Here is a 15691-nt window from a genome sequence, read left to right as displayed (position 1 = left end):
GAGGGGGTCGTCGTCGATGAGCGCCTCCTCCGCGGTCCCGCGCGCGGTGTCCCCGCGCGCCGGTGCCCTCAGTGTGGGGCGCCGTCCGGCATGACTACCAGCCTTGACAACGGGCCGCCGAATCCGCTGGCCGGATTGCGAGTGCCGCCGATGGGGGACGTCTCGAGACGGGATTCGTGACATTCCGGCTCCTCGACACGTCTTGATTCCGTACCCCTCGTGCGTCCCCCGGAGCGCACGGACCCCGAACCCGGAAGAAGTCCCCCATGCACTGCTCCCTCCGCCGCCGCCCCGGGCGGACGTCATGAGCGAGTCGACCTTCACCCTCGGCAGCCCCTTCGCGGGCGACGAGCGGGCCGACCGGCGCTACGAAGCCTCCGGCGACGATCCGACCGCCGCGTCCGCCGTCTACTCCGAGGCGTACGGCGGAGGCGAGTTCCGCGTCGCTCCGTCGCAGCGCGGCTTCTCCTACCGCTACGCCGTCCGCGGCAGCGACCGGGTGACCCTGCGCACCTCCGACTGCTCCGGCGCCCTCACCGGCCAGGTCCCCCACCTGAAGGAGTACGTCGTCGGCTGGTTCCGCGCCGGCGGCGGACGCCTGAACCTGCCGCCGTTCACCCGGACCGGCGCGCTGTCGGCCCCGTTCCTGTTCCCCGCGGAGCGCCAGTTCGGGCTCGAGTTCGAGCCGCACCGGCAGAACCTCATCCACTTCGCCCCCGGGTTCCTCGAGGACGTCGCGACCGAGACGCACGCCGGCCCCCGCCAGCCCGTCTCCTTCGACCACGCGGCGGACGCCGACCCCGGCGTCCTCGCCCGCTGGCGCGCCGCGGTGACGGAGGCGAGCGCCGCGCTCGCGACGGCCGCGATCACTCCGCTCGTGCGCTTCACCGCCGAGCTCGACCTCGCCCGCGTGCTGCTCCTGCTGTTCCCGTGGCGCGCGTGGGACGTGCCGGCCGTGCTGCGGCGCCCGTCCGCCTCCCGCACCCGGGTGGCGCTCGACTTCCTCCAGCACCACGCCCACGAGCCGATCACTCCGGCCGACGCCGCCCGCGCGGCCGGTCTGCACACCCGCACGCTGCAGCAGGCGACGAAGCGGCACCTCGGGGTGTCGCCGTCGGTCTACCTGCGCGACGTGCGCCTGGACCGCGCCCACTCCGACCTGGTCGCCGGCGACCCCTGCTCGACCACCGTCGCCGCGGTCGCCCGCGAGTGGGGCTTCGGCAACCTCGGCCGCTTCGCGAGCGCGTACCAGGTGCGCTTCGACGAGAAGCCGAGCCACACGCTGCGCCGCTGACGCGCAGCCCCAGCGTGCCCGATGGCCCGGACCGTCTCACGGCGGTGCCGGCCCTCGTCGTCTCCGGGTGCGTCCCGAGGGACCGTCTCGGAGGATGCTCCATCGTGTCCTCCGACCGGTCTTCCGGACACGGACCTCGTGACACTCGGCGCCGGCTCAGCCCGGCTGATGCACGTGGATGTCGCTGCTCGACGTCACGCCGTTGAACTCGAGATACAGCTGCCCCTCGACGACCGACACGGTCAGCGTGTTGCGGCGCTCGAGTACCGCGACCGCGGCATCCAGGAACCCCTGGTCGAAGCTCTGCACGGTGATCTGCTCGAGCTGGTGGACGCGCTTGCCGGACCACGCCGCGATCACCTTCTCCGGGTTGCGATGCGTGTAGACCGTCGTGCGGTCGGCCAGCTTGCTCCCGAAGTGCAGTCGCTCGGCGTCCGGCGCGCCCACCTCGATCCACGTGGTCAGCCTGCCGGTGAGATCGCGGACCAGCACCGCCGGCTCGGTCGCTGTCGACGAGATCCCCTCGCTGAAGGTGATCCCCTCCACGTATTCGAGGCAGTACGCGAGCACGCGCGTCATCATGTACGCGTCGGTCTCGGAGGGGTGCCGAGCGGCTCGCAACGTGATGTCCTCGTAGACACCGCGGTCCACATCAGCCAGCTGTATCGCGAAGTTGTACATCACTGCGCCGGCTGCCACGTGTGCGAGCTTATGTCCTCTCGCTCATCGAGGAGCGCGAGGCTTCTCCGGCGCCGGTGGGGGCATCGTGTCCGCGCGCCTACTGGGGGGCGCCTCCGCGACCAGGAGCTCGAGGCCTGGCTCGGAGTCAGCCGGACGCCGATCCGGGAGGCGCTGCTCCGGCTGGCCCGCGTCGGCCTCGTCTCGGCCAAGCCCGGCCGGGCGACGATCGTGACCCCCGCCACGGCCGAGAGCATCAGCGACGCCCAGCAGATCGCCGCCGCCATGCACGAGCTCGCCACGCGCCTCGCCGGCCCGGCCGTCACTGCGGAGGCGCTCGCCGCGATGGAGTCGGCGAACGACGACTTCGCGCGGGCGCTGGCGGACGGCGACGTCGAGCTGGCGCTGCGCTCCGACGACGCGTTCCATGCGGTGCTCACCGGGCTCAGCGGCAACGGGATGATCGAGGACGTGCTCGAGCAGGCCACTCCGCTCATCCGCCGTGCCGAGCGCCAGCGCTTCGCCTCCCTCGCGGCCCGAGGATCCGTGGAGCAGCACCGCGCGATCGTGGCGTCCCTCCGCGCGGGCGACACGGACGGTGCCGCCCGCCTCAGCCGAAAGAACTGGATGACGCTCGACCGTCACCTGCACGAGGCCTGACGCGCTGCTCCTCCGCGGGGAGGAGTCCGCGCTCGGTCATGCGCGAGGCCGACGCGATCGCATCCGCGACGAACCGCTCGGTCAGGTCGGCATACCCTCGCCCGCGCGCTCCGCATCCGTCCCGAGAGCTGAGCGCCGCCCTCCCCGCGCCTCCGCCGCCGAGATGCGGGTCGAGGCTGATGCCGGGCGCGGCGCGGAACGACGGACGGCAGACGCGCGGGCGGCCGGAGCGCTCTGGAACACTCGAGCGAGGGGCGGGGGCTCCGGAGCGGGGGAGCCGTGGCGTCACGCTTCGTCGAGCTCGACGGTCTGCGCGGCCTCGCCGCCCTCGGCGTGGTCGTCTACCACTTCACCACCGCGTTCTCGCTCGATCATCCCGATGCACCGCCGGGATCCTTCGCGCTCCCGTTCGGCGAGTTCGGCGTCCAGCTCTTCTTCGTCATCAGCGGCTTCGTGATCCTGATGTCCGCGGACCGCGCGCGGCGGCCGTCGGACTTCGCGATCTCCCGCGTCAGCCGCCTCTACCCGGCCTACTGGATCGCGGTGGTCGTCTCGATCGTCGTCGGCGCTCTCGCCCGCGTCCCCGGCACCGACCTCACGCCGCTGGAGCTGCTGCTCAACTTCACCATGGTGCAGCGGTTGCTGCTGGTACCCAATGTGAACGGCGCGTTCTGGACGCTGGCCGTCGAGATGCAGTTCTACCTGCTGGTGCTGCTCGTGCTCGTCCTCACGAAGTGCCGGTTCACGGATCGGCTGGTCCGCGTGCTGGTGGTCGTCTGGCTCGGCGTCGCCGCGACCGCCTCCGTCGCCGCTCACCTCGCCTCGGGAGGCGTCGACGTCGTCTCGAAGCCGGTCGCCGTCCGGGTCCTGGCGAACCTGACGCTGGCCGAGTACGGACCGCTCTTCTGCGTCGGGATGCTGCTGTTCCTCTCGCGACGCCAGGGGCGCTTCGAGCTCCTCGCCGTGCCGGCGGCTCTGATCGCGGCCCTGAACGCCCAGCTCCTCCACGGCGGGCCGGACGGAGCGGTCGTCCTCGGCGTCTGCGCGGCCGTCGCGGTCGTCGCCATGCGGCGCCGGACCGCCGTGCTGCGATGGGCGCCGCTGCTCTGGCTCGGGCGGATCAGCTACTCGCTCTACATCCTCCATCTGGTCGTGGGCAGCGCGATCGTCAGCGCGCTCTGGCCGCTGATCGGCCGCGACGGAGCAGGACTCGTCGCCTTCGTCGTCGTCCTCCTGCTGTCGTGGGGCGTCAACGCGGTCGCCGAGGAGCGGTGGAGCCCCGCCTGGCGCCGCGCCCTCACCCGTCGGCGCGACCGCCGGCTCCCGGCGGGGACGGCGACCGCGGCCTGACGCGGCTGTGCACTCCGCTGGCCGCTCAGCGAGTGCGCCGAAGGAGCCTGTGGACGCCGGTGGCCGCGAAACGCATCTCCGCTCGACGTTCCCTGCACCTTGGCTGAGCCACCGGGACGTCCGAGCCCCGGGCCACGTCTTCATCATGTGCCACGGATCGTGAGCACCGCGGCCCCGGCCACGACCTCTGACCATCTGGAGAAGATCATGACCAACGTCACCCCCACCAGCCTCGCCAACGCCTCCTCGGCCAAGCACGGCACCGCCACCTCGGCCGGCAAGAACACGATCGCCGACGGCGTCGTCGAGAAGGTCGCCGGCATCGCGGCCCGCGAGGTCCCCGGCGTGCACGACCTGGGCAACGGCGCCGCCCGCGCCATCGGCGCCATCCGCAACGCGATCAACGCGCAGGACCGCGGCCAGGGCATCTCCGTCGAGGTCGGCGAGAAGCAGGTCGCCGCCGACATCACCGTCGTCGCCGAGTACCCCGTCGCGCTGCAGAAGCTCGCCGACAGCATCCGCTCCGCCGTCTCCGAGGCCATCTCCTCGGTCGTCGGCATGGAGGTCGCCGAGGTGAACGTCACCATCTCCGACGTCTTCATCCCCTCGGACGACAAGGACGACGAGACCGAGAGCCGCGTCAAGTGACTCCGTCCCACATCGGCCTGGTCCTCGGCGCGGTCCTCGCGCTGACCGCCCTCGTCTTCGGCTTCTGGGCGCTCCTCTGGGTCGCGCTCGCCATGGCGATCGGCTACGGCGTCGGGCGGGTCGTCGAGGGCAAGCTCGACCTGCGCTCCCTCGGCGACACCCTCCGCGGGCGGCGGTCCTCGTGACCGCGGCGGTGATGGCCGACGAGGCCAGCCACGGCCGCACGACGATCAGCTCGCGCGCCGTGCGCCGAGTCGTGTCGGCCGTCACCGCGGAGGCGCTGGACGTGAACTCGTCCGACGTGTCCGTCGAGCTCGACGACGAGGGAGGACGCCTCCACGTCGTCGCGCACGCCCCCATCCACGTCACGCCCCTGGGCGAGACGGGCCGCCGCTCCTCCGTGACGCTGCTGGACCGACTCAGCCGGGCGCAGACGACCATCCGCTCGCGCTGCCTCGAACTGACGGGCTCCACGATCGGCCGGGTCGACCTCCGGATCACCGGTGCCGACCTCCGAGAACGAAGGAGGGTGTCGTGACGACTCCCACCACTGCCGGCCGGGCGCTCTACCCGCGCCTGGTGCGGCGCGAGACGCACTCGTCCCGCTCCGGATCGGCGATCGTCCTCGCCGTCCTGCTCATCCTCCTGTTCGCGTGGCTGGGCACGGAGGCGGTCCTCGCCGTCCTCGGCCAGCCCGCGCTGCTCGTGGCCCCGCAGGACGGAGCGTCCTCGCTGCTCAACGCGGCCGCGGCGCCCATCGCGCTGACCGCCGCCGCCGGCGCCGTGCTCGCTCTGATCGGGCTCGTCCTGATCGTCGTGTCGCTCAAGCCCGGCCGTCGCGGCCGTCGCGCCGTCAGCACCGACCGCACCGCGGCGATCGTCGACGACCGCGTCATCGCGCAGGCCGTCGCCCGCACCGCCGGCTACGCCGGTGACGTCGACCCCGACAACGTGTCGGTGTCGGTCGGATCCCGCGTCGTCGACGTGACGGTCTCCCGCACCTCCGGCCGCAGCATCGACGTCACGCCGATCCGCGAGGCCGTCGACGCCGAGCTCGCCACGTTCGACTGCACCCCGCGCCTGCGCTCCAAGGTGCGCCTGTCCGAGAAGGGAACGGTCCGCTGATGACCACCACGAACCGATTCCTCAACCGGCTGCTCCTGTTCGTCGTGGGGCTCGTCCTCCTCGTAGCCGGCGGCGCCGTCGCGGTGGGGTCGCTGCTCCCGCAGGTCCAGGAGAACGTGTCCACCGCCGCGCAGGACGCGGCCGACCCCACGAGCCAGGCCCTCTCGGGCGGCACCCCGTGGATCCTCTGGGTCATCGCGGTCGTCGCGCTCGTCCTCATCCTGCTGCTGGTGCGCTTCATCGTGCGCCAGGGCCGCGGCCGCACCTCCACGCTGCTGCGCGTCGGCTCCGGAGAGGGAGCGGGGACGCCCTCAGGCGGCTCCGTCACCATCGACGCGAAGGTCGCCGAGCAGGTCCTCGAGGAGGCCCTGTCGCAGGAGCCGTCCATCGTCGCGGTCGACGTGACCGCGTTCGAGATCAAGCACCAGAAGGTGCTGCGCGTCACCGCGCACACCCGCCGCGGCGCCTCGCCCGCCCGCACCCGGCAGACGGTCGACCAGGCCGTCCGCCAGTGGGACGCCCTCCTCGGCGAGGAGACGCCCGTCGTCATCCAGATCGTCAGCGGTCTGCGGACGAAGATGAGCGGCACCGCCCGCGTGCAGTAGCCGCCGGCGCCACCGTCCGGCCCTCCCGATCGGGAGGGCCGGAGAGCCCCGCTCAGGCGGGATGGAAGTCTTTCTGAAGGAGCACCCCATGTCCGATCCGATGGAGCCCGGCACCGTCGAGCGCATCCGCACCGATGAGCAGCCGACCCCGAACCAGCAGAGCCGGCGCGAGTCCGCCCGCCGCGACGGGAAGCCGTCCGAGCCCGAGTCGACCGAGAGCCGGGTCGCGACCGCCGCCGGCGAGAGCGCCCAGCGCGTGTCCGGCGTCCACCACCTCGGCGGAGCCGTCGCCCGCGGCCTCGACCGCGCCTCCCGCCGCGTGCTGGGCACCAGCACCGTCCCCGGAGTCACGGTCTCGAAGGCCGACGGCGTCACCACCGTCGACATCGACCTCGTCGTCGAGTACCCCCACCCCGTCCGCGAGGTCCTGGACGCCGTGCGCGATCAGGTGCAGCGCGTGGCGGAGCCGGTCGCCGGCGGCCACGTCGTCGTCAACGTCGAGGCGACCGACGTCCACGGCCCGTTCGACCCGATCGAGAAGCCGGAGGAGGACGAGGAGCCGCTCGTCGACACCGCCAAGCGCGCCGCGTCCGACGCCCGCGACTCCGCCAAGGAGGCCGCCGGGAACGCTCGCGACGCCGTCTCCGGTGCCGTCGACTCCGCCCGCGGACGTTTGGCGGACGCAGCCGACGACGCCGCTGACGCGATGGACCGTGCGGCCGACGAGCGCGACGAGCGCGCAGCCGCCCAGAAGACGGCCGACGACGAGCGCGCCGCCGAGCGCGACGAGGACGACCCCCGCGTCGAGACGCACGCGGCTCCGGCCGTCGTCGAGACCGCGGAGTTCGTGGTCCGCGTCCAGGTCGAGCCGGTGGACGACGATGGCGACCCCCGCACCGCGACCGTCGAGGTCGCTCCTGCGGAGGAGTCCGAGCACGTCGAGCGCGACGAGGCCGCGGCCGATCGCGACGCCGCGTCCGACGACGCCCACCGCTCCGAGGACGACCGCGCGTCGTCCGCCGCCGGTCGGGAGTAGTCCCGTGCGCACCCGCTCGTACGGCGCGCGACGCAAGCCGCGCGCGGCCTGGATCGCGCTCGGCACGGGCGTCGTGCTCTCGTTCGTGGTCGTCGTCGCCGTGCTGCTGCCCGTCCTCGGGCTGATCGGCGCGGCCGACGGCACCACGGCCGGGGCGCTCGACGTCCCGGTCGGCGCGATCGTCCTCTCGATCGTCCTCAGCTACGCGGTCGGCCTGGCCTGCCTCGCCGTCGCGTTCCTCTCCCGCAACGCGGCCCTCGCCTGGGTCGCCGCAGTGGCCGCCGTCATCGCGACGCTCATCGGCTCGATCTGGCCGCTCGTCGCGACCGGATTCGCCAGCGTCGACCAGGCGAAGGACGTCATCCCCTTCATCCAGGACCTGATCGCCCGGGTCCGGGGGTAGCGTCGGGGCGATGAGCTCCGACTACCTCCGCGCCTACGACGACCAGCTCCGCTCCGACGCCGAGACCCCGAGCGCCGTCTCCGTGACGCGCGAAGGGCCTCTGCGTCTGGTGACCTTCGCCGGCGGACGCGGCTTCGTCACCTACCGCGACCTCGCCGGCGCCTCCTCCGCGGAGATCGCCCGCCTGGTCGCCGCGGCCTGCGCGCACTTCGATGCCGATCCTGGCATCACCCGCGTCGAGTGGAAGACCCGCGGCCACGACGAGGCCCCCGGCCTGCACGACGCGCTCGTCGCGAACGGCTTCGCGCCGGACGAGGCCGAATCGATCATGATCGGCCCGGTCGAGGCGCTGCTCTCGGACCGGCCGGTCCCGGAGGGGGTCGTGCTGCGGCGGGTCGTCGACGAGCCGGACGTCCGCGCGTTCAGCGCCATGATCGACGCCGCCTTCGAGGAGGAGATCGACGTGTCGATCGCCGACTCGCTCGTCGCCCGCCTGGCGCGCGGCGACGGCATGGAGCTGTGGGTCGCCGAGGTCGACGGGCGGATGGCGTCCGGCGGCCGGCTCGAGCCCGTCCCGGGCACCGCCTTCGCCGGCATCTGGGGCGGAGCGACGCTGCCGGAGTACCGCGGACGCGGGCTCTACGGCCTGGTCACGGCCGCCCGCGCCGCCTCCGCACAGGCACTCGGGAAGACCCTCGTGCACAGCGACTCGACCGAGTACTCGCGGCCCATCCTGGAGCGCGCGGGCCTGGTCCGGGTGTCGACGACGACTCCGTACCGTCGACGTCGTCCGTAGTCCGCGCTCCGTGGGTTCGGGGGATCCCGAGACGCGCGCTGAGCGCGCTACTCGATCAGCATGTCGGGGACTTCTGCTGGTCGAGTAGCCCGAAGCGGCGTATCGAGACCTGCCCGTTCGTGCGTGGAGATCTCGATACGCGCGCAGCTCCGATCAGCTCGGGGACGTGATCTCGAGCGCGATGTTGTCGGGGTCGCGGAACTCGAGGAGGCTCATGCCGCCGGCGTCCTTGATCGGCTCGTGGGCGATGCCGAGGTCGTCGAGCACGGCCGCGGCCGCCTTCAGCGCGTCGAGGTCGGGGACGGTGAAGCTGACGTGGTCGAGCCCGACCCGGTCCTCGTCGAAGCGGTCGTCGCCGGGCGCGACGGGGCGCAGGCCGAGCAGTCCGCCCGGGAACTGGTAGATCACGCCGCCGAACACGAACGCCAGCTGCTCCTTCTCCTCCGGCGACGCGTCGGCCGGCGGCGCCTCGAAGGCGACGTCGAAGCCGAAGACGGAGTCGTAGAAGGGGCGCGAGACGGCGATGTCGCGGACGGTGAGTCGGACGTGGTTGTAGTCGACAGCGGGGATCGGCACAGGGGTTCCTCTCGGCGGGGCGGGCGGAGTGCCCGTCTCCAGTTGTTCGGAGGCGGCGGGCCGCCGGTTCGGGGCTGGCGCCGCCTCCGAGGATCGGGTAGCGCGTCAGTCCAGCTCGGTCGGGCGCGCCGGCTCGGCCAGCAGGGCGCGCGCCGCCATCCCGATCACCGCGCTGTAGGTGGGGTAGGCGAAGCGGACGTTCGCGAGGGTCGCGAGGTCGACTCCGGCCGCCATCGCCGTGGTCACCGACTGCACGACCTCGATCGCGTTCTCGCCGACCGCGTGCGCGCCGAGCAGCAGCTCGCGGCGCCGGTCGGCGATCAGCGTGAGGAACCCGTTCTCGCGGTCGTCGATGACGGCGCGGTCCAAATTGGAGAACGGCACCGAGGCGACGACGCACTGCGGGTCGCGCTCGCGGGCCTGCTCCTGCGTGAAGCCGACGCCCGCGTAGTCCGGGTCCGTGAATCCGCCCGCGGGCAGGAGGAACTGGGGCGTGCGCCGGTTCGCGCCGAGCACCGCGTTCTCGGCGGCGGCCTCCGCCTCGAACTGCGCCGCCTGGACGAGCATGTCGCGCCCGTTCGCGTCGCCGACCGCGAAGATGTGCGGCACGACGGTGCGGAAGTACTGGTCGGCGGGGATCGCCGAGCGGACGACCTCGATGCCCGCGTTCTCGAGTCCGAGGTCCTCGACGTCGGCGGGCCAGCCGGTGGCCATGACCACCACGTCGACCTCGACCGTCCGGTCCTCGCCGCCCTCGCGCCACGCGATCGCGAGCGAGCCGTCGTCCTGCCGCTCGATGCCCGACACCGTCTCGATCCCGGTGCGGACGCGGACGCCCTGGCGCTCGAAGGCGGCGCCGACGTGCTCGGAGATGCTGGAGTCGGAGGTCATCAGGATCCGCGGGGCGACGTCGAGGAGCGTCACCTCGGAGCCGAAGGCATTGAAGACGGTGACGAGCTGGGCGCCCGTGTTGCCGCCGCCGATCACGGCGACGCGGCGCGGCAGCTCGGTCAGCCCGAGCACGTCCTCCGGCACGGTCGCGAGCTCGGCGCCCGGGATCGGCAGCCGCCGCGAGTGCCCGCCGACGCAGACCATGATCGAGCGCGCGCGGATCCGCCTCCCGCTGTCGAGCACGAGGGTGCTCTCGTCGACGAAGCGGGCGCGGCCCTCGTGGATCAGGTCGACCCCCGCCTCCTCGAACCGCTGCGCCTCGCGCTTGATCGAGCGCACCAGGTCGACGCGCTCGTGCACGTGGCGCACGGTCGCGGCCCAGTCGAGGACGGGAGTGCCGATCTCGATCCCGTAGTCGCCGGCGGAGCGGGTCTCGCGCATCATCCGCGCCGTCTTCGCGAGGACGCGGGTGGGCACGCAGCCGGTGTTGACGCAGGTGCCGCCGACGCGCGCGGCCTCGAGCACGACGACGCGCGCTCCCAGCTCAGCGGCGCGGAGGGCGGCGGCCGTCCCCGCGGGTCCTGCGCCGATGACGGCGACGTCGTACTCGGCCTGCTCGGGAGTGCTGTCGGGCACGGGGACCTCCGGTTCTGGGTGTGCTCCGATCCTGCCGCTCCGCGCCCCGCTGCACCCGGCCTTGACAGCCCGCCCGCGGACCGGCGTCGCGGGCGTCCCGACGCTGAACATCGGCCGAGGACGGTTGCTCGGCGGGCGCCCGGCACGGTGGGATGACCGGGTGGGCTGCGGCGGGGGACTCGAGCGGAAGGCGCTCCGATGAGCGCCCGCACCTTCGGGGTGGAGGAGGAGTACCTCCTCGTCGACGCCGGCACGTTCCTCCCGACGCCCGCGGCGCCGCTGCTGCTCGGCTCCGTGCGCGGCTCCGCGGCGGTCGCCCTGGCCGCCGAGCTCAAGGCGGAGCAGATCGAGGCGGTCGGCTCGCCCGCCCGCACGCACGACGCGCTGCTGGCCGGACTGCGCGAGGGCCGCCGCCTGGCCGACGACTCCGCCCGCGAGGTCGGTGCCCGCGCCGTCGCGGTCGCGACCAGCCCCGCCGCGTTCGAGCCGCACCTCTCGGCCGACGAGCGCTACGACCGGATGGCCGAGCGCTTCGGCCTCGTCGCCCGCGAGCAGTTCACCTGCGGCCTGCACGTCCATGTCGGGATCGGGTCGCCGGAGGAGGGGATCGCGGTCCTCGACCGGCTGCGCGGCTGGCTGCCCGCCCTCCTCGCCCTGAGCACCAACTCCCCGCTGAGTGCCGGCGTCGACACCGGGTTCGCCAGCTGGCGCTACCAGTCCTGGGGGCGCTGGCCCACCGCCGGCCCGGTCGGGATCTGGGGCGACGTCGAGCAGTACCGGAGCGTCGTCGCCTCCCTCACCTCCTGCGGCGTGCTGCTGGACGAGGGGATGCTCTACTTCGACGCCCGTCTCTCCCGCGCGCACCCGACCGTCGAGGTGCGCATCGCCGACGTCCCGCTGCACGCCGAGGACTCGGCGCTGATCGCCGTCCTGATCCGGGCGCTCGCCGAGACGGCCGTGCGCGACGCGGGCGCCGGGGTCCCGCCCGTGCCGCTGCCGACTCCGGTGATCGCCGTCTCCTCGTGGCTGGCGAGCCGCCACGGCACGACCGGCGACCTCATCGATCCGGTCGACGGCTGCCCGGCCCCCGCCTCCGCGGTACTGGCACGCCTGCTCGACCACGCGGGTCGGGCGCTGGCGGAGTCGGGCGACGAGGAGGTCGCGGCGTGCGGCGTCGAGCGGGTCCTGGCGCGGGGCACGGGCGCCGAGCGGCAGCGCGCGGTGTGGGAGCGGACGGCGTCCGCGGCCCAGGTGATCGCGGACGCGGCGGAGGCGACGCGCGCCTAGCGGCTCGCTGGTCGCGGGCTCACGGCTCGCTGGTCGCGGGCCCGGCGGTTCAGGGCTCGCTGGTCGCGGGGTCCGGTGACCCGGACTCCACCGTTCCGGACTCCTCCGCCTCGGGCTGCGGCGACTCCGGCACCAGCTGGTAGCCGCCCTCGATCGTCCCGTCCGGGCGGAGCAGGATCTGCGTGTACACCGGGGCGCCGCTGCGGAGCGTCGTGCCGCTGACGCGGAGGGGCTCCCCGGCGAAGAACGCCTCCGAGCCGGTGCAGCCGGCGAAGAAGGACGCGTCCGGGCGCTGCACGGCGAGGCACACCGTGGTGCCGTTCGGCTCGGTGATCAGCAGGCGGTCGTTCTCGGCGGTGTCGAACCCGGAGCCGTAGACCGTGGCCTCCCCGGCGAGCAGAGCGAGGCCCGGCGGGACGTCGGTGGTCGGCTCCCAGCCCTCGACGAGCGCGGCGAAGCGGTCGGCGGGATCCGCGGAGGCGGTCGGCGGGGCGACGGGGTCCGCGGGCGGAGGGAGGAGGAGCGCGGTGGGGACGATCGCGCCGACCGCGGCTCCGCCGACGATCGCGGCAGCCAGCACGAGGCGGCGGCGGCGCGGGTGCGGCGTCCGCGGGGCCGGCCGGTCGGGGTGCTCGGCGGGCGACTCCGGAGTCCCGGAGCCGGCGGTCGCCGACAGCGGAAGTGCGGTCGCCGGCAGGGGGGCGCGCGAGTCGGTCGCCGTCCCGGGATGCGCCGTACCCGGCTGCGCCAAGGACGGCGCGGCGCCGGTCTGCGCGCCGGACCCCGTCACTCCGGGAGGAGCGTCCTCCGCCTCCAGCTCGCCGAGCCGTCGCAGCGCCTCGCGCCGCTCGTCCCGGTCGGCGCCGTCGTCGCGGGGTCGGGCCGACAGGATCCGCTCGAGATCCCTGCGCTCGTCGTCCTCGGCCTGCACTCCGTCAGTATGGCGGCGCCGGACACGGGAACGGCCCGCGACCCCCGGGACTCCGCCTTTTCAGCGGTGTCCCGGCGGTCGCGGGCCGTTCCGGTGCGGGCGTCAGCCCGACGGGTTCTCGACCGGGTCGCCCTCGGGGTCGGTGGCCGTCTCGGGGTCGACGTGCTCGGGGTCGGTGGTCTGCGGGTCCTCGGGAGTGTTCTTCTCGGTCATCGGATCCTCCTTGTCGCCGGATGCGGAACGTGCGGACAGGTTCCACGCTACGGCGGGAGCTCCGTGGATCGCGCCCGGTTGACTCCGCCGCCCGGTGTCCGGAACCGAGGTCAGGAGCGGCGGATCCGCCCGAGCGGCCCGTCACGCTGCTCCTGGCCTCGGCTCCGGACGCCGCTCGCCTCAGCCGGCCCCTTCACCCGTGGCAGCCGCGGGCCTCCACCGCAAGGCCTGGCAGCGCTCGCGCGCGATTCGTACGCTGAACCCATCGAGCCGAGGAGCAGCAGCGCCACATGATCCGCACCACCGTCACCATCGAGGGCAAGACCTACGGGCTGTCCCAGGGGACCGACGTCGCCGAGCTGAAGCGGTCGGCGACCGAGGCGACGCAGGCCGGAGGAGGCCTCGTCGACTTCGTGATCGTGGGCAACCGCCAGGTCAGCGTCCTGATCTCGACAGGTGTTCCGGTGATCTTCGAGGAGCTCGAGGTGCCGGACGACGACCGCGACACCGGTGACGTCCACCAGCCGTGGGACGACATCGACTACCTCGACTGACCCCGTCCTCCCGGTCGCGCCGAGTCGCTGCCGGGTCCCAGACGCCTGAGGGGCGCCGCCGGCTGGACCCGGCGTCTCTCGGGCACCTCGGTGCCGCGCTACTCCGCGGACTCGCTCTCGGCCAGCTCGCCCTCGACCAGCGTGCGGGCGGCCGAGGCGAGGGCCGAGCGGATGCGCTCCGCCGGCTCTTGCAGCATCGCCGCGATCGCGTCGACGTCGTGGCCGCCGGTGTGCCGGAGCAGCCAGGCCTGGCGCTCGAGCGTCGGCAGGGCGTGCAGGCGGCGGTGGAAGCCCGAGCGCAGCAGGTCGTCCTCGCGGATCGCGGGCGGGGCCTGCTCGGCGCGCTCCATCGCGGAGCCTCCGCGCTGCACGCTCGCGCGTCCGACCTCGGAGCGCATCAGGTCGAGGGCGCCCGTGTCGTCGAGTCCCTGCGGCCGTCCGCTGCGGACGGTGACCGCCGCGTGGCGGAGGGCGGCGCTCGCCGCGGAGTCCGACAGTGTGAGCCGGTAGGCGTACGCGTAGAGGCCGAGGGCGCGGTTCTCGAGGGCGCGGCCGGCGAGCAGCTCGCCCTGCTGCTGCGACTGCGTCATGCCGACGGCGGCGACGGGTCTGTCGTAGGTGGTCACGGTGACTCCTCGGCTCCGCGCGCTCCCGGTCGGGAAACGCGTCGGAGGCGATGCTAGGGAGTCGAGAACGATCGTTCTACCCTTGACATTTCAGAATCTTTTTCGATGCGTGCGCATGGAAGCGCTTTCCCGACAACCGTCCCGGAAAGTGGAAGCGCTCTCACTCCCGCGCCGAGAGGATGCAGAACTCGTTGCCCTCCGGGTCGGCGAGCACGACCCAGGACTGCTCGCCCTGCCCGACATCGGACCGCGTCGCCCCCAGGCCGACCAGCCGCGCGACCTCCGCCTCCTGGTCGTCCGGCACGAAATCCAGGTGCAGGCGGTTCTTCACGGTCTTGCGCTCGGGTACGTCGAGGAAGAGGAGGCTCGGCCCGCGGCCCGACGGGGCGAGCAGCTCGATGCCGTCCTCGTCCTCGTCCACGACGTCCCAGCCGAGCGCCTCCTGCCACCAGTGCCCGAGGGTCCGGAAGTCGGTGCAGTCGACGATGATCTCTTCGAGTCGGAGGGCCATGCACCGACGCTAATCGGCGCGGGGCGTGTCGGGGAAGTGCGTCCGGCGGGTCCGCGCGGCGCCGCGGCTCCGTCCGGCCGTGTCGTCCGCGGGACGGGTGCCCGTGCCGGTTCGGCACGACGGCTGGCGGCCGGAGCGGCGGCGCGGCATCCTCGACGCGGGTGCCCCTGCGCCCGGGGACGAGGAGCAGCATGAGCACCGCACGCGAGCAGTGGGAGGCGCGCTATGCCGACTCCGATCGGATCTGGTCGGGCCGGCCGAACGCGACGCTGGTCGGGCTGGTCGGCTCGCTGCCGCCGGGCCGCGCCCTCGACCTCGGCGCCGGTGAGGGGGCGGACGCGCTGTGGCTGGCGTCGCTCGGCTGGCGCGTGACCGGGCTCGACCTCTCCGAGACGGCGCTGGGCCGGGCGCGCGCGGCCGCGGCCGAGCGGGGCGCCGATGTGGACTTCGTGCAGGCAGACCTCGCCGAGGACTGGCCGGTCGTGGGGGAGTTCGATCTGGTGACGGCGAGCTTCCTGCACTCGATGGCCGAGTTCCCGCGGATCGACGTGCTGCGGCGGGCGGCCTCCGTCGTCGCTCCCGGCGGCCGCCTCGCCGTCGTCTCGCACGCCGCGCCCCCGCCGTGGGCGAGCGGCGACGACCACCGCCACGGAGCGATGCACCTCGTCGACCCCGAGGAGGAGCTCGCCGAGCTGGCCCTCGACCCGGCCGAGTGGACCGCGGAGCTCGTCGAGACGCGGGAGCGCGCCGTGACCGCTCCCGACGGCACGGCCGCCGTGCTCCTGGACGGCGTGCTGCTCCTGCGGCGACGCGGCTGAGCAGGCGCCGCTCGAGGACCCGCGGCCGGGCTAGCGTGGTCCGCGACCCCGAC

The 15691-nt window shown here is 73.7% G+C and carries 20 protein-coding genes; 14 read left to right on the top strand and 6 right to left on the bottom strand.

Translation table 11 applies throughout. From position 1 onward, the window contains the following. Positions 1–304: 304 nt before the first annotated feature. On the top strand, positions 305–1294 hold the full coding sequence (locus C5C95_RS05370) for a helix-turn-helix transcriptional regulator (RefSeq protein WP_104323969.1): 990 nt from the start codon (positions 305–307) through the stop codon (positions 1292–1294). A gap of 156 nt (positions 1295–1450) precedes the next feature. On the opposite strand, the gene C5C95_RS05365 is transcribed toward C5C95_RS05370, so the two are convergent. Beyond that, the gene (locus C5C95_RS05365; RefSeq protein ID WP_104250497.1) at positions 1451–1993 is read right to left on the bottom strand and encodes a YaeQ family protein; all 543 of its coding nucleotides are present in this window, start codon (positions 1991–1993) and stop codon (positions 1451–1453) included. 12 nt (positions 1994–2005) lie between these two features. Between C5C95_RS05365 and C5C95_RS05360 the strand changes: the two genes are divergently transcribed. The 10 genes from C5C95_RS05360 to C5C95_RS05315 all read left to right on the top strand — a co-directional run bounded on the left by C5C95_RS05360 (position 2006) and on the right by C5C95_RS05315 (position 8595). Beyond that, a complete protein-coding gene (locus tag C5C95_RS05360; RefSeq protein WP_104323968.1) occupies positions 2006–2632 on the top strand; it encodes a GntR family transcriptional regulator in 627 nt (208 codons plus the stop codon). A gap of 279 nt (positions 2633–2911) precedes the next feature. Next, on the top strand, positions 2912–3982 hold the full coding sequence (locus tag C5C95_RS05355) for an acyltransferase (RefSeq protein WP_181125571.1): 1071 nt from the start codon (positions 2912–2914) through the stop codon (positions 3980–3982). Positions 3983–4189: 207 nt separating this feature from the next. After that, the gene (locus tag C5C95_RS05350) at positions 4190–4630 is read left to right on the top strand and encodes an Asp23/Gls24 family envelope stress response protein (protein ID WP_104223989.1); all 441 of its coding nucleotides are present in this window, start codon (positions 4190–4192) and stop codon (positions 4628–4630) included. Beyond that, on the top strand, positions 4627–4815 hold the full coding sequence (locus C5C95_RS05345) for a DUF2273 domain-containing protein (protein WP_104223990.1): 189 nt from the start codon (positions 4627–4629) through the stop codon (positions 4813–4815). The genes C5C95_RS05350 and C5C95_RS05345 overlap by 4 nt, the downstream gene beginning before the upstream one ends. Then, positions 4812–5168 carry a hypothetical protein gene (locus C5C95_RS05340; protein ID WP_258059334.1) on the top strand — a complete coding sequence of 119 codons (357 nt, stop codon included), beginning with the start codon at positions 4812–4814 and terminating at the stop codon, positions 5166–5168. Before C5C95_RS05345 ends, C5C95_RS05340 begins: the two co-directional genes overlap by 4 nt. After that, positions 5165–5755 (top strand): DUF6286 domain-containing protein, encoded by a 591-nt coding sequence (locus C5C95_RS05335; protein ID WP_104225847.1) that lies wholly within the window; start codon positions 5165–5167, stop codon positions 5753–5755. The genes C5C95_RS05340 and C5C95_RS05335 overlap by 4 nt, the downstream gene beginning before the upstream one ends. Further along, a complete protein-coding gene (locus tag C5C95_RS05330; RefSeq protein ID WP_104323966.1) occupies positions 5755–6360 on the top strand; it encodes a hypothetical protein in 606 nt (201 codons plus the stop codon). The genes C5C95_RS05335 and C5C95_RS05330 overlap by 1 nt, the downstream gene beginning before the upstream one ends. A gap of 88 nt (positions 6361–6448) precedes the next feature. Continuing rightward, positions 6449–7396 (top strand): Asp23/Gls24 family envelope stress response protein, encoded by a 948-nt coding sequence (locus C5C95_RS05325; RefSeq protein WP_181125569.1) that lies wholly within the window; start codon positions 6449–6451, stop codon positions 7394–7396. A gap of 4 nt (positions 7397–7400) precedes the next feature. Then, positions 7401–7799, top strand: a complete 399-nt coding sequence (locus C5C95_RS05320) for a hypothetical protein (RefSeq protein ID WP_104223994.1) — start codon at positions 7401–7403, stop codon at positions 7797–7799. Between the two features lie 10 nt (positions 7800–7809). Then, entirely contained in the window at positions 7810–8595 is a 786-nt protein-coding gene (locus C5C95_RS05315; RefSeq protein WP_104323965.1) for a GNAT family N-acetyltransferase, read from the top strand. 153 nt (positions 8596–8748) lie between these two features. On the opposite strand, the gene C5C95_RS05310 is transcribed toward C5C95_RS05315, so the two are convergent. Next, positions 8749–9171: a VOC family protein gene (locus C5C95_RS05310; protein ID WP_104223996.1), complete on the bottom strand. Its 423-nt coding sequence runs from the start codon at positions 9169–9171 to the stop codon at positions 8749–8751. Between the two features lie 105 nt (positions 9172–9276). Then, positions 9277–10698 (bottom strand): NAD(P)/FAD-dependent oxidoreductase, encoded by a 1422-nt coding sequence (locus C5C95_RS05305; RefSeq protein ID WP_258059335.1) that lies wholly within the window; start codon positions 10696–10698, stop codon positions 9277–9279. A gap of 198 nt (positions 10699–10896) precedes the next feature. On the opposite strand from C5C95_RS05305, the gene C5C95_RS05300 reads away from it, so the two are divergent. Continuing rightward, positions 10897–11985 carry a glutamate--cysteine ligase gene (locus C5C95_RS05300; protein WP_104247236.1) on the top strand — a complete coding sequence of 363 codons (1089 nt, stop codon included), beginning with the start codon at positions 10897–10899 and terminating at the stop codon, positions 11983–11985. A gap of 49 nt (positions 11986–12034) precedes the next feature. Here the strand turns inward: C5C95_RS05300 and C5C95_RS05295 are convergent, their stop codons facing one another. After that, the gene (locus C5C95_RS05295; protein ID WP_104323964.1) at positions 12035–12916 is read right to left on the bottom strand and encodes a hypothetical protein; all 882 of its coding nucleotides are present in this window, start codon (positions 12914–12916) and stop codon (positions 12035–12037) included. 503 nt (positions 12917–13419) lie between these two features. On the opposite strand from C5C95_RS05295, the gene C5C95_RS05290 reads away from it, so the two are divergent. Further along, complete coding sequence (locus C5C95_RS05290) at positions 13420–13683, top strand: hypothetical protein (protein ID WP_104224053.1); 264 nt, start codon at positions 13420–13422, stop codon at positions 13681–13683. Between the two features lie 98 nt (positions 13684–13781). Here C5C95_RS05290 and C5C95_RS05285 read toward each other — a convergent pair whose 3' ends face one another. Together C5C95_RS05285 and C5C95_RS05280 are read right to left on the bottom strand one after the other, a co-directional pair. Beyond that, positions 13782–14309 (bottom strand): hypothetical protein, encoded by a 528-nt coding sequence (locus tag C5C95_RS05285; RefSeq protein ID WP_104224052.1) that lies wholly within the window; start codon positions 14307–14309, stop codon positions 13782–13784. Positions 14310–14469: 160 nt separating this feature from the next. Continuing rightward, positions 14470–14820 (bottom strand): VOC family protein, encoded by a 351-nt coding sequence (locus C5C95_RS05280; RefSeq protein WP_104224051.1) that lies wholly within the window; start codon positions 14818–14820, stop codon positions 14470–14472. 191 nt (positions 14821–15011) lie between these two features. Here C5C95_RS05280 and C5C95_RS05275 point away from each other — a divergent pair, with 191 nt between their 5' ends. After that, positions 15012–15638, top strand: coding sequence for a class I SAM-dependent methyltransferase (locus C5C95_RS05275; protein ID WP_104323963.1), 627 nt, complete (start codon positions 15012–15014; stop codon positions 15636–15638). The last annotated feature ends 53 nt before the right edge of the window (positions 15639–15691 follow it).

Origin of the sequence: Rathayibacter sp. AY1B7 (assembly GCF_002932735.1) — a bacterium.
Classification (GTDB): domain Bacteria; phylum Actinomycetota; class Actinomycetes; order Actinomycetales; family Microbacteriaceae; genus Rathayibacter.
This window is presented reverse-complemented; position numbering and strand designations above follow the sequence as displayed.